Source organism: Streptomyces sp. NBC_00464 (genome assembly GCF_036013915.1).
Lineage (GTDB): Bacteria > Actinomycetota > Actinomycetes > Streptomycetales > Streptomycetaceae > Streptomyces.
Genome location: NZ_CP107899.1, coordinates 1,060,284 through 1,075,915 on the forward strand (window position 1 = coordinate 1,060,284; position 15,632 = coordinate 1,075,915).

At 72.9% G+C, this 15,632-nt stretch carries 16 protein-coding genes; 9 read left to right on the forward strand and 7 right to left on the reverse strand.

The annotated features are described in order from the left end of the window. Window positions 1-87 precede the first annotated feature (87 nt). A complete protein-coding gene (locus OG912_RS04585; protein WP_327708292.1) occupies window positions 88-939 on the forward strand; it encodes a polysaccharide deacetylase family protein in 852 nt (283 codons plus the stop codon). 6 nt (window positions 940-945) lie between these two features. Here the strand turns inward: OG912_RS04585 and OG912_RS04590 are convergent, their stop codons facing one another. From OG912_RS04590 to OG912_RS04605, 4 genes are read right to left on the reverse strand one after another with little or no spacing between them, the layout of a single operon-like run. Then, the gene (locus OG912_RS04590; protein WP_327708293.1) at window positions 946-1,146 is read right to left on the reverse strand and encodes a hypothetical protein; all 201 of its coding nucleotides are present in this window, start codon (window positions 1,144-1,146) and stop codon (window positions 946-948) included. Between the two features lie 14 nt (window positions 1,147-1,160). Next, on the reverse strand, window positions 1,161-1,832 hold the full coding sequence (locus tag OG912_RS04595) for an ABC transporter (RefSeq protein ID WP_327708294.1): 672 nt from the start codon (window positions 1,830-1,832) through the stop codon (window positions 1,161-1,163). After that, window positions 1,829-2,638 carry an ATP-binding cassette domain-containing protein gene (locus OG912_RS04600; protein ID WP_327708295.1) on the reverse strand — a complete coding sequence of 270 codons (810 nt, stop codon included), beginning with the start codon at window positions 2,636-2,638 and terminating at the stop codon, window positions 1,829-1,831. The genes OG912_RS04595 and OG912_RS04600 overlap by 4 nt, the downstream gene beginning before the upstream one ends. A 59-nt stretch (window positions 2,639-2,697) precedes the next feature. Further along, a complete protein-coding gene (locus tag OG912_RS04605) occupies window positions 2,698-3,375 on the reverse strand; it encodes an AIM24 family protein (protein WP_327708296.1) in 678 nt (225 codons plus the stop codon). A gap of 71 nt (window positions 3,376-3,446) precedes the next feature. Here OG912_RS04605 and OG912_RS04610 point away from each other — a divergent pair, with 71 nt between their 5' ends. From OG912_RS04610 to OG912_RS04630, 5 genes are all read left to right on the forward strand, one after another. Beyond that, window positions 3,447-4,193 (forward strand): peptidyl-tRNA hydrolase, encoded by a 747-nt coding sequence (locus OG912_RS04610; protein WP_327708297.1) that lies wholly within the window; start codon window positions 3,447-3,449, stop codon window positions 4,191-4,193. A 183-nt stretch (window positions 4,194-4,376) separates the two neighbouring features. Continuing rightward, window positions 4,377-5,114, forward strand: coding sequence for a DUF4142 domain-containing protein (locus OG912_RS04615; RefSeq protein WP_327708298.1), 738 nt, complete (start codon window positions 4,377-4,379; stop codon window positions 5,112-5,114). Window positions 5,115-5,238: 124 nt separating this feature from the next. After that, the gene (locus OG912_RS04620) at window positions 5,239-6,648 is read left to right on the forward strand and encodes a DUF692 domain-containing protein (protein WP_327708299.1); all 1,410 of its coding nucleotides are present in this window, start codon (window positions 5,239-5,241) and stop codon (window positions 6,646-6,648) included. Window positions 6,649-6,653: 5 nt separating this feature from the next. After that, window positions 6,654-7,694, forward strand: coding sequence for a TIGR04222 domain-containing membrane protein (locus tag OG912_RS04625; RefSeq protein ID WP_327708300.1), 1,041 nt, complete (start codon window positions 6,654-6,656; stop codon window positions 7,692-7,694). Window positions 7,695-7,758: 64 nt separating this feature from the next. Further along, on the forward strand, window positions 7,759-8,571 hold the full coding sequence (locus tag OG912_RS04630; RefSeq protein ID WP_327708301.1) for a TIGR04222 domain-containing membrane protein: 813 nt from the start codon (window positions 7,759-7,761) through the stop codon (window positions 8,569-8,571). Between the two features lie 134 nt (window positions 8,572-8,705). Here the strand turns inward: OG912_RS04630 and hemQ are convergent, their stop codons facing one another. Together hemQ and hemG are read right to left on the reverse strand one after the other, a co-directional pair. Continuing rightward, the gene (gene hemQ, locus OG912_RS04635; RefSeq protein ID WP_326739510.1) at window positions 8,706-9,440 is read right to left on the reverse strand and encodes a hydrogen peroxide-dependent heme synthase; all 735 of its coding nucleotides are present in this window, start codon (window positions 9,438-9,440) and stop codon (window positions 8,706-8,708) included. A 4-nt stretch (window positions 9,441-9,444) separates the two neighbouring features. Next, window positions 9,445-10,974, reverse strand: coding sequence for a protoporphyrinogen oxidase (gene hemG, locus OG912_RS04640; protein ID WP_327708302.1), 1,530 nt, complete (start codon window positions 10,972-10,974; stop codon window positions 9,445-9,447). Between the two features lie 127 nt (window positions 10,975-11,101). Here hemG and OG912_RS04645 point away from each other — a divergent pair, with 127 nt between their 5' ends. Next, window positions 11,102-12,061: a DUF4349 domain-containing protein gene (locus OG912_RS04645; protein ID WP_327708303.1), complete on the forward strand. Its 960-nt coding sequence runs from the start codon at window positions 11,102-11,104 to the stop codon at window positions 12,059-12,061. Window positions 12,062-12,124: 63 nt separating this feature from the next. Further along, window positions 12,125-13,516 carry an FAD-dependent oxidoreductase gene (locus tag OG912_RS04650; protein WP_327708304.1) on the forward strand — a complete coding sequence of 464 codons (1,392 nt, stop codon included), beginning with the start codon at window positions 12,125-12,127 and terminating at the stop codon, window positions 13,514-13,516. A 23-nt stretch (window positions 13,517-13,539) separates the two neighbouring features. Here OG912_RS04650 and hemE read toward each other — a convergent pair whose 3' ends face one another. Then, the gene (gene hemE, locus OG912_RS04655; RefSeq protein WP_327708305.1) at window positions 13,540-14,613 is read right to left on the reverse strand and encodes a uroporphyrinogen decarboxylase; all 1,074 of its coding nucleotides are present in this window, start codon (window positions 14,611-14,613) and stop codon (window positions 13,540-13,542) included. Between the two features lie 92 nt (window positions 14,614-14,705). On the opposite strand from hemE, the gene OG912_RS04660 reads away from it, so the two are divergent. Beyond that, window positions 14,706-15,365 (forward strand): DUF3000 domain-containing protein, encoded by a 660-nt coding sequence (locus OG912_RS04660; RefSeq protein WP_326739505.1) that lies wholly within the window; start codon window positions 14,706-14,708, stop codon window positions 15,363-15,365. Window positions 15,366-15,632: the final 267 nt, after the last annotated feature.

The following is a 15,632-nucleotide window of genomic DNA, read 5'->3' on the forward strand; positions in this document are numbered from 1 at the left end:
CCCGGCACGGGAGTGCCGCGGGCGGGACCTCGCCGATTGATCGGTTAGTTTCCGGGAGTGACTGACTCTGTACGGAAAATTACGGCGATGACAGCTCTGGGCGTGGTGCTCGGAGCTGCCCTCGTCGGCTGCGGGAGCTCCGGGGACTCCCCCGGCCACGCCGCCCCCGCGGACCGTGCCACCGCCGCCGCGCACGCCCCGGACCGAGCCCCGGCCACTGCCTCGCCGGCCGCGAAGAAGCCGCCGTTCCTGGCTCCCGGGCCCGATGGGCTGACCCCCGTGCTCGAACGCGGTCCGAACCGTACGGACAAGGTCGTGGCGCTCACTTTCGACGCCGACATGACGGCCGACGAGGGGCCGCGTGCGGCTGCCGGTGAGCACTTCGACAATCCGGAGCTGATCGCGCTGCTGCGCCGGCTGAAGGTGCCGGCGACCGTCTTCATGACCGGCCGGTGGGCCGAGGAGTATCCCGCCCAGGCCCGCTCCATCGGCACGGACCCGCTCTTCGAGATCGCCAACCACTCCTACAGCCACTACGCCTTCACCTCACCCTGCTACGGGCTGCCGACCCTGGAGGAGGACGCGATCGGCGGCGAGGTGGAGCGGGCCTTCGGCGCCATCCGGAAGACCGGCGCCCGCAACGTGGTGCCGTACTTCCGCTTCCCCGGCGGCTGCTACGACGACGCCTCGCTGCGCGCGCTCGCACCGGAGAAGGTGACGGCGGTGCAGTGGGACGTCGTCAGCGGGGACGCGTTCGCGACGGACGCGGACGCCGTGGCGCAACAGGTGCTGGACGGGGTGGAGCCCGGTTCGCTGGTCGTCATGCACTGCACGCGCAGTGCGGCTCCGGTCACGGACGAGGCGGTGGACCAGGTGGTTCCGGAGCTGCGCAAGCGTGGATACCGCTTCGTGAAGGTGTCGGAGCTGATGACCGGCTGACGCACCTCAGCCCGAGCAGGCGGTGCGCTGTGCCTCCTGCCATGCGCAGACCGGGCAGAGCGTGATGCCCTTGACCGATTCCGCGTACTCGGTCGGCTTCCGGCACAGCACGCATTCGGCGTACGGAGGGCCGGCGGCCTTTTCCGGGGACGCTGCCGGAGTCTCGCAGTAGGCCTCGTTCGCGGGCTTGTCCGTGCGCTCATCCATGCGTACGAGCCTACTCAGCCCCGTACCGACGTGAGTGCGCAGGCGAGCAGCGCGGCCGCGGTTGCCACGGCCGCCGCGCCGAGGAGCGGAAGGACCGGCACCGGGACCGTACCGGTGAGCGAGCCGGTGACCAGCCCCGTCACCGCGTACTTCGCGGGCGACCCGCTGGTCACCAGGGCCAGCAGCGCCCCGAGCACGGTCGCCGCGATGGACCATCCGCGCCGGTGCAGCAACGGTCGGGTGCACAGCGCCCCCAGCGCCGCCCCGAGCAGGACGCAGCAGGCGGTGGCGAGCAGTCCGGCGAGCCCGGCGGACGGCAGGGGGACGCGGACCGTGTGATCGGTACTGGCCGGTTCGCTGATCGGCAGCACGACCGCGGTGGCGGCCGTGCCCAGCAGTCCGGCGCACCCCAGTGCGGTGAGCAGGGCCGACAGATGGGCCCGTGGCTGTCCGCCCACGGCCGCGGCGACGACCGTCCGGGCGGCGGGCGGTTCCTGGGTGACACAGACCTGCACGAGCCAGGCGGTGACGGGCAGCAGTCCGGCCGCCGTGTAGCCGAGCGAGTCCAGTACGGGCTGCCCCGAGCGGACGCCGACGCCGAGGAAGGCCACGTACAGCAGCACGGGTGCGAGCCAGCGCTGGGAGCGCAGCAGCAGGGCGGTCCGGTAGCGGATCAGCGCGGTCATGCCGCCTCGCCGGGGGTGCCGGGCACGGCTGCGAGCTGCTTGATGTGCCAGGGCGGGCGGGCCGCGAGCAGGGCGCCCAGCAGGGCGTCGGAGTGCGCGGCCGCGACGGTGAGCCGCAGGGTTCCGTCGTCGGCGGCGGTCCGCACGGGCGCTCCGGGCAGGGCGTCGGGGAGCGGGGTGCCGGGCGGGCCTGCCACGTCGATCCGGACCCGGGGGCCGGCCGTCGTACCGGGCCGGGCAGGAGGTGCCTCGGCGAGTCCGGTCCCCTCGACGCGCAGGACCGTGTCGACGGCGCCCGCGAGCCGGCGTGGGTCGTGGTCGACGAAGACGACGGTGGATCCGGCGGCGACACGTGCGGCGACGGCCCGGTCCAGTTCGTCCCGGGCCTCGGTGTCCAGGCCGGTCCAGGCCTCGTCCAGCACCAGCAACTCCGGTTCGGCCAGGAGGGCCTGGGCGACGGCGACCTTCTGGCTGGTGCCCTTGGAGAGCTCGGCCAGCGGTGTGCGGGCGTGTCCGGCGGCCCCGAAGCGGGTCAGCCACTCCTCGGCCCGCCGGGCCGCGTCCGCCCGGCGCAGTCCGTGGATCCGGCCCAGGTGGACGAGGTAGCCGGCGGCGGTGAAGGGCAGCGCGGCCGGGAACCGCTCGGGGACGTACGCCGTGCGCGGCCGGGCGCCGGTGATCCGGCCCTCGCTGGGGGCGTCGATCCCGGCGAGGAGCCGCAACAGGGTGGACTTGCCGGTGCCGTTGGCCCCTTCGACGCGGACGAGGGAGCGCGCGGGCAGACCGAGGTCCACCCCGCGCAGCACCCAGGGTCCGGCGAGACCGTACCGCCGGCCGACCGCGTTCAGCCGCAGGATGTCCGTACTCAGTTGGAGGACGCCTTCTCGGTCTTGAGCTCGCTGGGCCGTACGATCACGAACCCCTCACCGTCCAGGCGCAGTTGGACCGCCTCCCCCGAGCCTCCGCGCAGCATCGAGCCGACGCTCTGCGAACGGTGCAGCGACGTGTTCAGATGGGCGCTCCAGCCGACGACCGCGTCCGTGTCGACACAGACCGGCTGCTGGGGCGAGACGGGGATCACTATGGGGTGCCCCTCGCACATCAGGCCGAGCTTCCCGTAGCCGGTGAAGACGCTGTTGAAGAGTCCGCCGCCGGTCATCCCGGCGCCCTTCACGGTCTTGATCTCGTACGCGAGTGTGGCGTCGAAGCACAGGACGTTGCGGCCGTTGATGGTGAGGACATCGCCCTGCTCCATCTCCACGATGAAGCAGTTGGCCGCCTCGTGCGCGAACCACGCCTCGCCCTGGCCGCGCACCGCCATCAGCGGCAGGCCCTCGCCGGTGACGGCACGCTTGAGCATGCCGCCGAGGCCCTGGCCCTTGCGCTCGAACTGGAGATCACCGCGGAAGGCGACCATCGATCCCTGGCGGGCGTGCATCTCGCCGTTGACCGCGTACTTGATGGATTTGGCGTTCTGCAGGGTCATTCCGGGGGCGGTGGCCGGCTGCGCCATGTGCTCGCTGGAGAACAGTTCGCTCTTCATGCGGTGCATCCTCACCCGGAGGGTTTCATTCCGCCAAGAAGGCAATTCGGGGCGGCTGGCAGACTGGACGGGTGAGCAGCAACGACATCCCCGAGTCCCCGTCCGTTCCCGTCGGCCTGCCGGCGGACAGCCCCTTCCGTTCCGAGCGGACGAACCGGGACGAAGCACCTCAGTACGTCCTCCCTCTGGTCGTGCACATCGAGAAGACGGCGCCCCCGGCGCGCACCGACGCGCTGCGCACGGCCGCCCGTGCGGTGCTGGTGATGCTCTCCGACGAGCGGTCCGTGGGCGAGGGCGAGTGGGCGCAGGTGATGCGCGACTGGCAGGACGCGCGGATCCGGAAGGTGGTGCGGCGGGCGCGCGGCGCGGAGTGGCGGAAGGCCTGCGCGCTGCCCGGGATCACGGTCACGGGCGAGGAGGCCGAGGTGCGGGTCTACCCGCCGGTGCCGCTCGACGGCTGGCCGAAGGAGCTCGCGAAGCTCCAGGTCTCCGGGACGGACCTGGACGACCCCGAACCGCCGGCCGCGCCCGACCTCGCCGGCCCGGTCCTCTGGCTGAACCCGGAGCTCGGCATGTCGGCGGGCAAGGAGATGGCGCAGGCCGGGCACGGGGCGCAGCTCGCCTGGTGGGAGCTGTCCGAGACGGAGCGCAAGGCGTGGCGCGAGGCGGGCTTCCCGCTCGCGGTCGCCACCCCGGACGCGGGCCGCTGGCACGAACTCACGGTGAGCGGGCTGCCGGTGGTGCGGGACGCCGGGTTCACCGAGATCGCCCCCGGGTCGTGCACGGTGGTCGCCGACCATCCGGCGCTGCGCCGCTGATCCGTCCGCACGCGTACACAGGTTTCTGCCTGATCCGTTGAATGGTCCGGTCCGTCGATACGTACCTCCTGGCACCGCCGCACTGGCAATACTGCCCGGTAGGTCGAACGGCCGGTCATTCCACGGCTGTTGCGACCGGCGGTTGCTTGGACGCCGTCACGCCCCGGCCCGGGAGAGACCTCTGTGCGACGCATCAACGGAACAGCCCTCATCATCGCGGCGCTCGTCGCCACGCTCGGCGCACTCGCCTACCCGGTCTGGTCGTACGCCGACCGTTCGGGCACCGGCCGGGCCAACCTCGACGCGTCGTCCACCCCGACGCAGTGGGGGCCGCTCTCCGCGACCGACCGGGATTTCCTGGTCAAGGTGCGCCTGGCCGGGCTCTGGGAGCTGCCCGCCGGTCAGCAGGCGATCGAGCGGGCGCCGACCGAGGCGATCAAGGCGGCCGGTGACCATCTGGTGGTCGGGCACACGGATCTGGACCGCAGGTCGCGGGACGTGGCGGCCAAGCTCGGTGTGGAGCTGCCGAACCAGCCGACCGAGCAGCAGCAGGGCTGGCTGCGGGAGATGACCGCGGCGAGCGGCGAGGAGTACGAGCGGAAGTTCGCCAATCTGCTGCGGGACTCGCACGGCAAGGTCTTCGCGCTGATCGCCCAGGTGCGGCACACCACCCGTAACTCGCTGATCCGGCAGCTGGCGACCGATGCCAACGTGACCGTGCTCGACCACATCACCATGCTGGAGGGCACGGGCTTCGTCGACTTCGACGCCATGGCCCGCGAGGCGGCGGACGCGGCGACGGCAAGCCCGACCGGGCCGCCGGTGGCGCCGAGGGGCTCGGTCCTGCCACAGCCGGTTCCGGCGGCGCCGACCGGGGACCAGTCGTTCACCTCGCGGCCCTCCACGGCGCCGATGCCCTGACCGGCCCGTCACCCGGCCGGCCCGGCACCGGAACCTCAAATGAAGCTCTGAACGTCTCCCTGTTCGGGTTCGCCGCTGTACTGCGGGGTCATGACCCCTGCACAGAGCGGAGGAGGGGGACACCATGAAGCTTGGAATCGGGATCGGCTGGCGGCCGGAGATCGCCGATGCGGTGGAGGCGCTGCCGGGGATCGACTGGGTGGAAGCGGTCGCGGAGAACCTCTGCGACGACCATCTGCCCGCCTCCCTGGTACGGCTGCGGGAGCGCGGCGTCACCGTGGTGCCGCACGGCGTCTCGCTGGGCCTGGGCGGGGCCGACCGCCCCGACCCCGCCCGGCTCGCGGGCCTCGCGGCACGCGCCGCCCTGCTGGGCACGCCCCTGGTGACCGAGCACATCGCATTCGTCCGGGCGGGCGGGGCGCGCACCGGGTCACCGGTGCTGGAGGCGGGGCACCTGCTGCCCGTCCCGCGTACATGGGCGGCGCTGGACGTGCTGTGCGAGAACGTGCGGGTGGCGCAGGACTCGCTGCCGGTGCCGCTGGCGCTGGAGAACATCGCGGCCCTGATCTCCTGGCCGGACGAGGAGCTGACCGAGGGCCAGTTCCTGGCGGAGCTGGTCGACCGCACGGGGGTGCGGCTGCTCATCGACGTGGCCAACCTGCACACGAACCACGTCAACCGGGGCGAGGACCCGGCCAGGGCCCTCGACGAGCTGCCGGTGGAGGCCATCGCGTACGTCCACGTGGCGGGCGGCGTGGAGAGGGACGGCGTCTGGCACGACACGCACGCCCACCCGGTCACCGCTCCGGTGCTCGGCGTCCTCGCCGAGCTGCGCTCCCGCATCGCCCCGCCCGGGGTCCTGCTGGAGCGCGACGACGACTTCCCGCCGGCCGACGAGCTGGCGGGCGAACTGGACGCCATCCGCGCCACGCTCGACGCGGACCGGGGCGGCGTCCGGCCGGTGCGGAAGGAGACCCCGCGCCCCACGCCGCCGGCCGCCACCTCGCAATCGGACGGGGACGGTGAGACGGAAGCCGCCACCTCGCAGACGGACGGGAACGGTGAGACGGAAGCCGCCACCTCGCAGACGGACGGGAACGGTGAGACGGAAGCCGCCACCGACGCCGTACGTGACCGGGTCGCCGTCGCCCAGACCTCGCTGCTCTCCGCCCTCGTCGCGGGCACCCCCGCCCCCGAGGGCTTCGACCACCGCCGGCTCGGCGTCCAGAGCCGGGCCCTGGCCGCCAAGCGCGCCGACGTCGTCGCCAAGGTGGCCCCCGAGCTCCCGGAGATCCTCGGCCGCCGCGCCTACCGGGACGCGTTCCTCGCGTACGCCAGGAGCCGTCCGATGTCCGCCGGATACCGGCGTGACGCCCTGGACTTCGCCGAGCAGCTGCTCATCGCCGGCCGCCCCGCGGACGACGCGGCCCGCCGCCGGCTGACCCACTGGTGGCAGGACCGCGCGGCTCCCCTGCCGCCCCGCCGCACCGCCCGGCTGATCCGGGCGGCCCGTTCCGTACTCGTAGGGAGGTGACCGGGATGAACATCTTCGCCCTGGTCCTGACACTCGCCGTGGCGGTCTCCTCGACGCTGTTGATCGTGGGGTCTGGCCGTGCCCGCCGCGGGTCCGACGGCGTCGTGCACGATCTGTCCGAGGTGGCGTTCCTGAACGGCGGCCCCGGCCGCGTGGTGGACACCGCGCTCGCCGCGATGCTGGAGGACGGCCGGCTGGTCCTCGGCGGGCCCGGGATCGTCGCGGTCCAGCGGGCGGTCGCCCACGACCCGGTGGAGCGGGCCGTGCTCCAGGAGCAGGCCGCCGCTCCGAACGGTGCCCTGCACACGCTGCGGAACGCGGTGATGCACCATCCCGCCGTGCAGGAGCTCGGTGACGGCATGGCCGAGCGCGGTCTGCTGAACGTGCCCGGGGCGAACCGGAAGTGGCGCATCTGGGGCATGACCCAGGGGTCGCTCTGCCTGGTCGGCCTGCCGGTCTCCTTCGCGCTGACGATCGCGGAGTTCATCGGGACCGACAGCCTCGGGGAGACGCCGGTGCCGTTCGTCGCCAAGGTGTTCCCGGCGCTGCTCGTCGGCACCGTCGTCGGACTGGTCGTCGCGGGTGCCGCCCGCGCCCGGATCACCAAGGCGGGCCGCCGGGCTGCCGCGGCGTTCCGTACCGCTCCCGTGTACGGGACGGGCGCGGCCCATCTGGTGGCGACGTCGGGACCGCGGGCGCTCCCCGACCCGGGGCTGCGGACGTACCTGATCACGGCGGCCCGGCTGCGTCCCGCCGGATCGCGCGTCTCACCGTCGCACCACTCGTCGGACTCCTCGGGGATGCTGCTCGTGCCGACGGTGTGGTGCGCCGGGGCGAGCCCGGGCGACAGCGGCTGCGGCAGCTCCGCCGGACAGGGCGGCGGGCACAGCGGCGGGCACAGCGGCGGGGGCGGCTCCGGCTGCGGCTCGGGTTCCAGCTGCGGTTCCGGATCGAGCTGCGGCAGCAGCTCCGGATCGAGCTGCGGCAGCAGCTCCGGGTCCAGCTGCGGCAGCAGCTCCGGGTCCAGTTGCGGCAGCAGTTCCTGAGCGTTCGCCGTCCGCATCATGAAATCCCCTGGCGCTCCGGGCCCGTCTCGCATAGAAATCCGGCATGCTCTGGGTTCTGTTCCTGCTGGTCGCATGGGGTGCGGCAGCCGTCTCCTGTGTCCGGCTCTGTCTCGCGGCCGCCCGCCTGGCCCCGCCGCCGGGCACCTCGCCCCGGGAGACACGGGAGGGCCGGCGCGCGGCGGACGGCCCTGAACTCACGCTGTACGAGACCGCGTTCCTGACCGGCGGCCCGCACCGGGTCGCCGATCTGGCGCTCGTCACCATGCATCTGCGTCGTCGGCTGCTGCTCGCGCACACCGGCTGGGCGACGGTGGTCGACCCGGACGGCCGGGACGAGGTGGAGCGCACGGTGATCCGTGCCATCGGCCCGCAGGGTCAGTCACCGATACCGCCGGTCCGATCGGCGGCGGCCGCAGCCGATGCCGTACGCGCCCTCGCCGAACGGCTCGTCGCCGCGGGGCTGGCGCTGCCGGCCGGGGCGGGGACGGACATCGTGGCCGCGGTGCGGGCGGTGCGCGGGGCGGCGTTGCTGGTGGCCGCGATGGGCACCGCCGCGCTGCTCACGCCCGGCCGGGAAGAGGGTCCGGGCGGCTCGGGGGTGCCGGTGCTCGTCTGGTTCGGGCTGCCGCTCGTGCTGACCCTGGGCTGCCTGGCCATCGCCCGGATGGAAGTGCATCCGTACAGTTCCTGGGCCTCCCCCGCCGGCCAGCGGCTGCTCAACGCGCGCCCGGCGTCGGCGGGCGGCCCGGAGGGCGATGTGCTGGTGGCGGTCGCGGTGCGGGGCGTGGGCGCGGTGGCCGATCCGGCGCTGCGGGCCGCGCTCGGCCGTCGTGGCGGCGCACGGATCTTCCCGTGAATGACACCGGTGCGGCGCGCCGGAGGCGCGCCGCACCGGAAGCCGAACCCGGTGTCGCTGGAACGGCGGCCGGCACAGGGTGCCGGTGACTCCGCCGTCTGATCTTCCGGGTTGGGGTGGTCGGAACCCGCTCGCTACGCGAGCCCGGCCACCAGGTCTGCGACCGACTTGCGCCGGCCGGTGTAGAAGGGGACCTCTTCGCGGACGTGCATCCGCGCCTCGGAGGCCCGAAGGTGACGCATCAGGTCGACGATGCGGTGCAGCTCGTCGGCCTCGAAGGCCAGCACCCACTCGTAGTCGCCGAGGGAGAAGGAGGCGACGGTGTTGGCGCGCACGTCGGGGAATCCGCGGGCCATCTTGCCGTGGTCGGCGAGCATGCGGCGACGGTCCTCGTCGGGCAGCAGGTACCAGTCGTAGGAGCGCACGAAGGGGTACACGCTGATGTAGTCGCGCGGCGTCTCGTCGGCGAGGAACGCCGGGACGTGCGACTTGTTGAACTCGGCGGGGCGGTGCAGCGCCATGTTCGACCAGACCGGGTCGAGGCTCTTGCCGAGGCGGGTGCGACGGAAGAGGTTGTACGCCTCCTGCAGCGCGTCCGAGGTCTCGGCGTGCCACCAGATCATGACGTCGGCGTCGGCGCGCAGACCCGAGACGTCATAGGTGCCGCGCACGGTGATGTCCTTGGCCGCGAGCTGGTCGAACAGCTCCTGGACCTCACCGGAGTACGCTGCGCGGTCCGTGTCCGAGGGCAGCACGTCGCGCAGCTTGAAGACGGACCACAGGGTGTAGCGGACGACGTCGTTGAGGTCCTTCGCCTTCTTGCCGGCGTTGGGGGCCTTGCTTGATGTCACAGTCTCAGGAGCACTCATACGGCTATTGTCCCGCCTCGCTCCGTGTGCCCTGAACCAGGGTGGGGGTGGCGATGATCTCTCCGCCGTTCTCCGCGTCGCCGGCTCCCGTGCCGTTCGCTCCCGGGGCGGTCCCTCCCACGACGTCCCGGGCGATCTCGTCCGCGGCACGGTGGGCGCTCGCGATGCAGGCGGGGATGCCGACCCCGTCGTAGACCGCGCCGCACACGCGCAGCGCGGGCAGTTTCGCGACCTCCTCGCGGATCCGGGCGACCCGGCCGAGATGGCCCACGGGGTACTGGGGCAGTCCGCCGATCCACCGGGTGACCTCGGTGGCGACGGGTTTCGCGGTCAGTCCGGTCGCCGCGGCGAGGTCGGCCAGCGAGACGCCGACGAGCTCGGCGTCCTCGCGGTGCAGATGGTCCTCCTCGCCGTAGCGGCCCACCGAGGTCCGCAGGACGAACAGGTCCGGTGCCGCGTCGGCGACCCACTGCCACTTGTGGGTGGAGAAGGTGGCGGCCTTGATGGTGTGGCCGTCGACCGGGGGCACCAGAAAGCCGGAGCGGCCGTCGAAGGCCTTGGAGCCCGTCACGTCGGACCGCCGGAAGGCCATGGTGACCAGGGCCATCGACGCGTACTCGACGCCCGCGAGCTCGGCGGAGGCGGCCGGGGACTCGGCGGCGAGCAGCGGGGAGGCGGACCAGGCCGGGGCGGCGAGGACGATGCCGTCGGCGGTGATCACCCGGGTGTCGGTGCGTACGTCCCAGCCGTCGGCAGTACGGGTCAGGCCCAGGACGGGGGTCTCGGTGAGGATCTCGCCTCCCCCGGCGCGTACGGCGTCGGCCACGGCGCCCGGCAGGGTGCCGAGGCCTCCGGCGATCCCCTGGAAGACCGGCCCGGTCTGCTGCCGGGCGGCGGCCTGCTCCTGGATGCGGGTGACCCCGTCGAGCAGGGAGCCGGCCTGCCGGGCGACCTCGAAGAGCTGCGGTACGGCGGCGCGCATCGAGATCCGGTAGGCGTCGCCCGCGTACACCCCGCCCAGGAGCGGCTCGACCAGCCGGTCGACGACCTCGCGGCCGAGCCGGTCCGCCACGTACGCGCCGACGGCCACGTCGTCACCGACGGCGGTCGGGGTCAGATCGCGTTCCTGGGCGATACGCGCGAGGCCCTCGGGCGACAGCACCTCACCGAGGACCGACGGGTCGCCCGGTACGCCCATCACATGGCCCTTGGGCATGGGGCGCAGTGCGTCGCGCGTCCACAGCGCGGCGGTGGCGGTGGCGGGCGGCTGGAGCCGGTCGCCGAGGCCGGCGGCGCGGGCCAGGCCGACCGCCTCCGGCCGCCGGGCGAGCATCGACTCGGCGCCGAGGTCGACCTGCACACCCGCGACCTCACCGGTCATGAGCTTGCCGCCGAGCCGGTCGGTCGCCTCCAGGAGGGTGACCCTCAGCCCGGTGCCGAGGAGCCGGTGGGCGGCCGCGAGTCCGGCGATGCCGCCGCCGATGACGACGACGTGGCCGGGGGCCCTGTCCGCACGGTGTGTTGAACGCTGCATGCCCCCACTCTCTCAAACCTCTACCGAGTCCTGACCGTGACCGCTTCGAAACCGGTTTCCCGAAACCCGGACCACCGACTCGTACGTCGAACCGACGCCATCAATCACCCGTCCTGGGGGGACAGTTATGCAGGCAGCACCCATCACCCGTACCGGCAGACGAGCGGGCAGCCGCACCCGAACCGCGCTCGCCGCCGGACTGCTCACCGCCGTCCTCGCGCTGAGCGGCTGCGGCGCGGCCGGGGACAGCGACGGCGCCTCCTCATCCGACGAGCGCGCCCTGTCCGCCGGCGAACGGAACGGCGGACAGAACAAGGCTGCCGCCGCCGGGGAGGCGGCAGCCGACGCCAAGGAGGGCGCGGCGAAGTCGGGGGCGCCGAGCAAGCCGAATCCGGTGACCGCCACGCACGTCATCCGCACCGCCTACCTGTCCGTGGAGGTGAAGAGCGCGTCCAAGGCGGCGGCAGCCGCGCGTACGGTCGCGCAGAACGCGGGCGGGCTGGTCGCCAACGAGTCCACCGAGCAGGTGGACGACACGCACGACTCCTCGCATCTCGTCCTGCGCGTGCCCCAGGGCGAGTACGACAGTGTGCTGCGCGAGCTCTCCGGGGCGGGGAAGCTGCTCTCCCGTACATCGAGCGCGAAGGACGTCACCGACCAGGTCGTCGACGTGGACAGCCGGATCGCCACGCAGCGGGCGAGTGTGACGCGGGTGCGCAAGCTGATGGACCAGGCCGAGAGGCTGGCCGATGTGGTGACCCTGGAAGGCGAACTGAGCAGCCGTCAGGCCACTCTGGAGTCCCTGCTCGCCCAGCAGGCCTCACTCAAGGACCGTACGACGCTGGCCACCATCACGCTCGATCTGACGGAGCCGGAGTCGGCGCCCGAGGGCGACAACGACGACCCGGGGTTCGTGGACGCGCTCAGCGGCGGCTGGCACGCCTTCCTGACGATGCTGCGGTGGCTCGCGATGGCGGTGGGCGCCACGGCCCCGTTCCTGGCCGCTGCGGCCGTCCTGCTGGTCCTGTGGCGGCTGCTGCGCCGCCGGGGCGGGAAGGCGGGACAGCAGCCGCCGACGGCCGAGTAGCAGCCCCCGGGGCCCCGGCGCCGTAGCGTGGGCCCTTCGGACTGTGCGTCGAAGGGACCTGGCATGACGGCGGAACGACTGGTGGTCATCGGCGGTGACGCGGCGGGCATGTCCGCCGCGTCCCAGGCGCGCCGGCTCAAGGGCCCGGACGAGCTGAGCATCACCGCTTTCGAGCGGGGCCACTTCACCTCGTACTCCGCCTGCGGCATCCCGTACTGGGTCGGCGGCGACGTGGCGGAGCGGGACGACCTGATCGCGCGGACCCCCGAGGAGCACCGGGCCCGCTCCATCGACCTGCGGATGCGCACCGAGGTGACGGAGATCGATGTCGCGGGGCAGCGGGTGCGCTCCCTGGACCGGGACTCGGGCGAGACCTCCTGGACCGGCTTCGACAAGCTGGTGATCGCGACGGGAGCCCGCCCCGTCCGGCCCGCGCTGCCCGGCATGGACGCGGCCGGGGTGCACGGCGTGCAGACCCTGGACGACGGGCAGGCCCTGCTGGACTCCCTGAACCGGACGGAAGGCTCCGAGGGGCGCCGCGCGGTCGTCGTCGGCGCGGGCTACATCGGGGTCGAGGTGGCCGAGGCGATGCTGAAGCGCGGCTTCGATGTGACCGTGCTCAATCGCGGCGAGCAGCCGATGGCGACGCTCGACCCGGACATGGGGCGCCTCGTCCATGACGCGATGGACGGGCTCGGCATCACCACGGTGAACCGGGCCGCGGTCACCGCGATCCGCACCGGGCAGGACGGCCGGGTCGCCGCCGTCGAGACGGCCGGTGCGTCCTACCCGGCGGACGTGGTGGTGCTCGGCATCGGCGTCGAGCCGGAGACGACACTGGCCCGCGCCGTCGGCCTGCCGGTCGGCCCGCACGGCGGGCTGCTCACCGATCTGTCGATGCGGGTCGTGGGCCACGACAACATCTGGGCGGGCGGCGACTGCGTCGAGGTGCTCGACCTGGTGGCGGGCCGCACCCGCCACATCGCGCTGGGCACGCACGCCAACAAGCACGGCCAGATCATCGGGTCCAACGTCGCCGGCGGCTACGGGACGTTCCCGGGCGTGGTGGGTACGGCGGTGAGCAAGGTCTGTGACCTGGAGATCGCCCGTACCGGTCTGCGCGAGAAGGACGCCCGCGCGGTGGGCCTGCGCTTCGTCACGGCGACGATCGAGTCGACGGGCCGGGCGGGCTACTACCCGGGGGCGCAGTCCATGACGGTGAAGATGCTCGCGGAGTACCGCACGGGGCGGCTGCTGGGCGTGCAGATCGTGGGCCGGGACGGGGCGGCGAAGCGGGTGGACGTGGCGGCGGTGGCGCTCACCGCGGGGATGACGGTCGAGCAGATGACGTCACTGGACCTGGGCTACGCCCCGCCGTTCTCGCCGGTCTGGGACCCGGTCCTGGTGGCGGCCCGCAAGACGGTGACAGCGCTGCGGAAGGCGGGCACCGCCTGAGCGGTTCCCGCCTTGCCCGTCGTTCAGCGTGCGGTGCTCGTGTGGACGTACTCGACGAGCCGCGACAGCGCGTCCGGGTCCATGTTCGGCATCACGCCGTGGCCCAGGTTGAAGATGTGGCCCTCCAGGCCCGCGGCGGCGTCCAGCACCTCCTGGGTCTTGGCCTCCACCGCGGCGGTCGGGGCGAAGAGCACGGCGGGGTCGAGGTTGCCCTGGAGCGCCTTGCCGGGGCCGACGCGGCGCGCGGCCTCGTCCAGCGGGACCCGCCAGTCGACGCCGACGACGTCCGCGCCGGCCTCGCCCATGAGGCCGAGCAGCTCACCGGTGCCGACACCGAAGTGGATGCGCGGGACGTCGTACGAGGCGACGGCGTCGAAGACCTTCGCCGAGGCGGGCAGCACCGAGTGGCGGTAGTCGGCGGGGGCCAGGGCGCCCACCCAGGAGTCGAAGAGCTGCACGGCGGAGGCACCGGCCTCGATCTGGACCTTGAGGAAGGCGCCGGTGATCTCGGCGAGGCGGTCGAGCAGGTCGGCCCAGAGCTCCGGGTCGCCGTACATCAGGGCCTTGGTGTGCTCGTGGTTGCGGGACGGGCCGCCCTCCACGAGGTAGCTCGCGAGGGTGAACGGCGCTCCCGCGAATCCGATCAGCGGCGTGTCGCCCAGCTCGGCGGTGAGCAGGCCCATGGCCTCGGTGACGTACCAGACGTCCTCGGGGGTGAGGTCGCGCAGCCGGGCCAGGTCGGAGCGGGTACGGATCGGCTCGGCGATCACCGGCCCGATGCCGGGCTTGATGTCGAGGTCGATGCCGATGGCCTTGAGCGGGACGACGATGTCGCTGAAGTAGACCGCGGCGTCGACCTTGTGGCGGCGGACCGGCTGCATCGTGATCTCGGCGACGAGCTCCGGCATCATGCAGGAGTCGAGCATCGGGATGCCTTCGCGCACCTTCAGGTACTCGGGCAGCGAGCGCCCCGCCTGACGCATGAACCAGACCGGCGTGTGCGGCACGGGCTCGCGCCGGCATGCCTTCAGGAACACCGAGTCGTGGGTGGCGGAGGTCTTCGTCTGGTGGCCCGAGGGGCGGTCAATGGCGCTCACGCACAGAATCTTCGCACGCATGCGGAAGGAGCCCTGCCCCGCACGGGTGTCCTTCCGCGCGCGAGGCTCCGGTTCCGCCTACTCTTCCCCGCATGGCTCCGGCGCAGGGACACTTCTCCGATCAATCCGATGGTGCTGACAGCACGGACAGTGCGGAGGGTGGTTCCGTCCCGCCCGCGTTCCGTTCGGCGGTGGACGCGCTGCGCTCGGCGCGGCTGAGGCCCGAGCTGGAGGTGGAGCCGACGAGGCCACCGAAACGCCTGGCTCCGTACGCGTACGCACTGGAGGCGGCGGTCGTCGACGGCGAGGACGATCTTGCCGACGGGCGGCTCGTCCTGCTCCACGACCCTGACGGGCACGAGGCCTGGCAGGGCAATTTCCGGCTGGTGACGCTGGTGCGCGCCGAACTGGAGCCGGAGATGGCCTCCGATCCGCTGCTGCCGGAGGTGTGCTGGTCGTGGCTGACCGGCGCACTGGAGGCGCGCGGTCTGTCGTACGGGGAGGCGGGCGGCACGGTCACCCGGGCGGGTTCGCACTACTTCGGCGCCCTGGCGACGCGGCGCCCGGCGACGCAGATCGAGATCCGGGCGTCGTGGACGCCGCGCGAGGGCCGCGGAGGTGTGCCGGACACGGCGGCGCATCTGATGGCGTGGGGCGACCTGCTGTGCCAGATCGCGGGCCTGCCGCCGTCGGAGCCGGTGGACGCGGCGGTGGTGACGCTTCCGCAGCGGCGCGGGCCGCAGGTTCCGTAGGGCGCTGCCCACGCGTTGTTCCGCAAGGTGCCGCCCCGCGCTCTTCCGTGGGGCGGCACTCCGCGTTCTCACCCCGTTCCCACCCCCTCGAGGTTCCGTGACACTGCGTCACGGAGCCTCGCACGTTTACCGGCTCTCTTTTCGTACAATCGATCGCGCGTCCTATTTGCCCGAATTGTTACTCACCAAATAGTGATCTTCCCCTAAAGGAGCAGGGGTCTGCTGCCGAAGGAGTCAGTGACCCTTCAAGCACGGTTCGCCCCGGCT

What these genes read in the sequence shown, in the direction of transcription:
- OG912_RS04585 (WP_327708292.1), top strand. Translation starts at nt 88, where the DNA reads ATGACAGCTCTGGGCGTGGTGCTCGGAGCTGCCCTCGTCGGCTGCGGG.
- OG912_RS04590 (WP_327708293.1), bottom strand. Translation starts at nt 1,146, where the DNA reads ATGGATGAGCGCACGGACAAGCCCGCGAACGAGGCCTACTGCGAGACT.
- OG912_RS04595 (WP_327708294.1), bottom strand. Translation starts at nt 1,832, where the DNA reads ATGACCGCGCTGATCCGCTACCGGACCGCCCTGCTGCTGCGCTCCCAG.
- OG912_RS04605 (WP_327708296.1), bottom strand. Translation starts at nt 3,375, where the DNA reads ATGAAGAGCGAACTGTTCTCCAGCGAGCACATGGCGCAGCCGGCCACC.
- OG912_RS04620 (WP_327708299.1), top strand. Translation starts at nt 5,239, where the DNA reads ATGAAGCTTGGAATCGGGATCGGCTGGCGGCCGGAGATCGCCGATGCG.
- OG912_RS04625 (WP_327708300.1), top strand. Translation starts at nt 6,654, where the DNA reads ATGAACATCTTCGCCCTGGTCCTGACACTCGCCGTGGCGGTCTCCTCG.
- OG912_RS04630 (WP_327708301.1), top strand. Translation starts at nt 7,759, where the DNA reads ATGCTCTGGGTTCTGTTCCTGCTGGTCGCATGGGGTGCGGCAGCCGTC.
- hemQ (WP_326739510.1), bottom strand. Translation starts at nt 9,440, where the DNA reads ATGAGTGCTCCTGAGACTGTGACATCAAGCAAGGCCCCCAACGCCGGC.
- hemG (WP_327708302.1), bottom strand. Translation starts at nt 10,974, where the DNA reads ATGCAGCGTTCAACACACCGTGCGGACAGGGCCCCCGGCCACGTCGTC.
- OG912_RS04645 (WP_327708303.1), top strand. Translation starts at nt 11,102, where the DNA reads ATGCAGGCAGCACCCATCACCCGTACCGGCAGACGAGCGGGCAGCCGC.
- OG912_RS04650 (WP_327708304.1), top strand. Translation starts at nt 12,125, where the DNA reads ATGACGGCGGAACGACTGGTGGTCATCGGCGGTGACGCGGCGGGCATG.
- OG912_RS04660 (WP_326739505.1), top strand. Translation starts at nt 14,706, where the DNA reads ATGGCTCCGGCGCAGGGACACTTCTCCGATCAATCCGATGGTGCTGAC.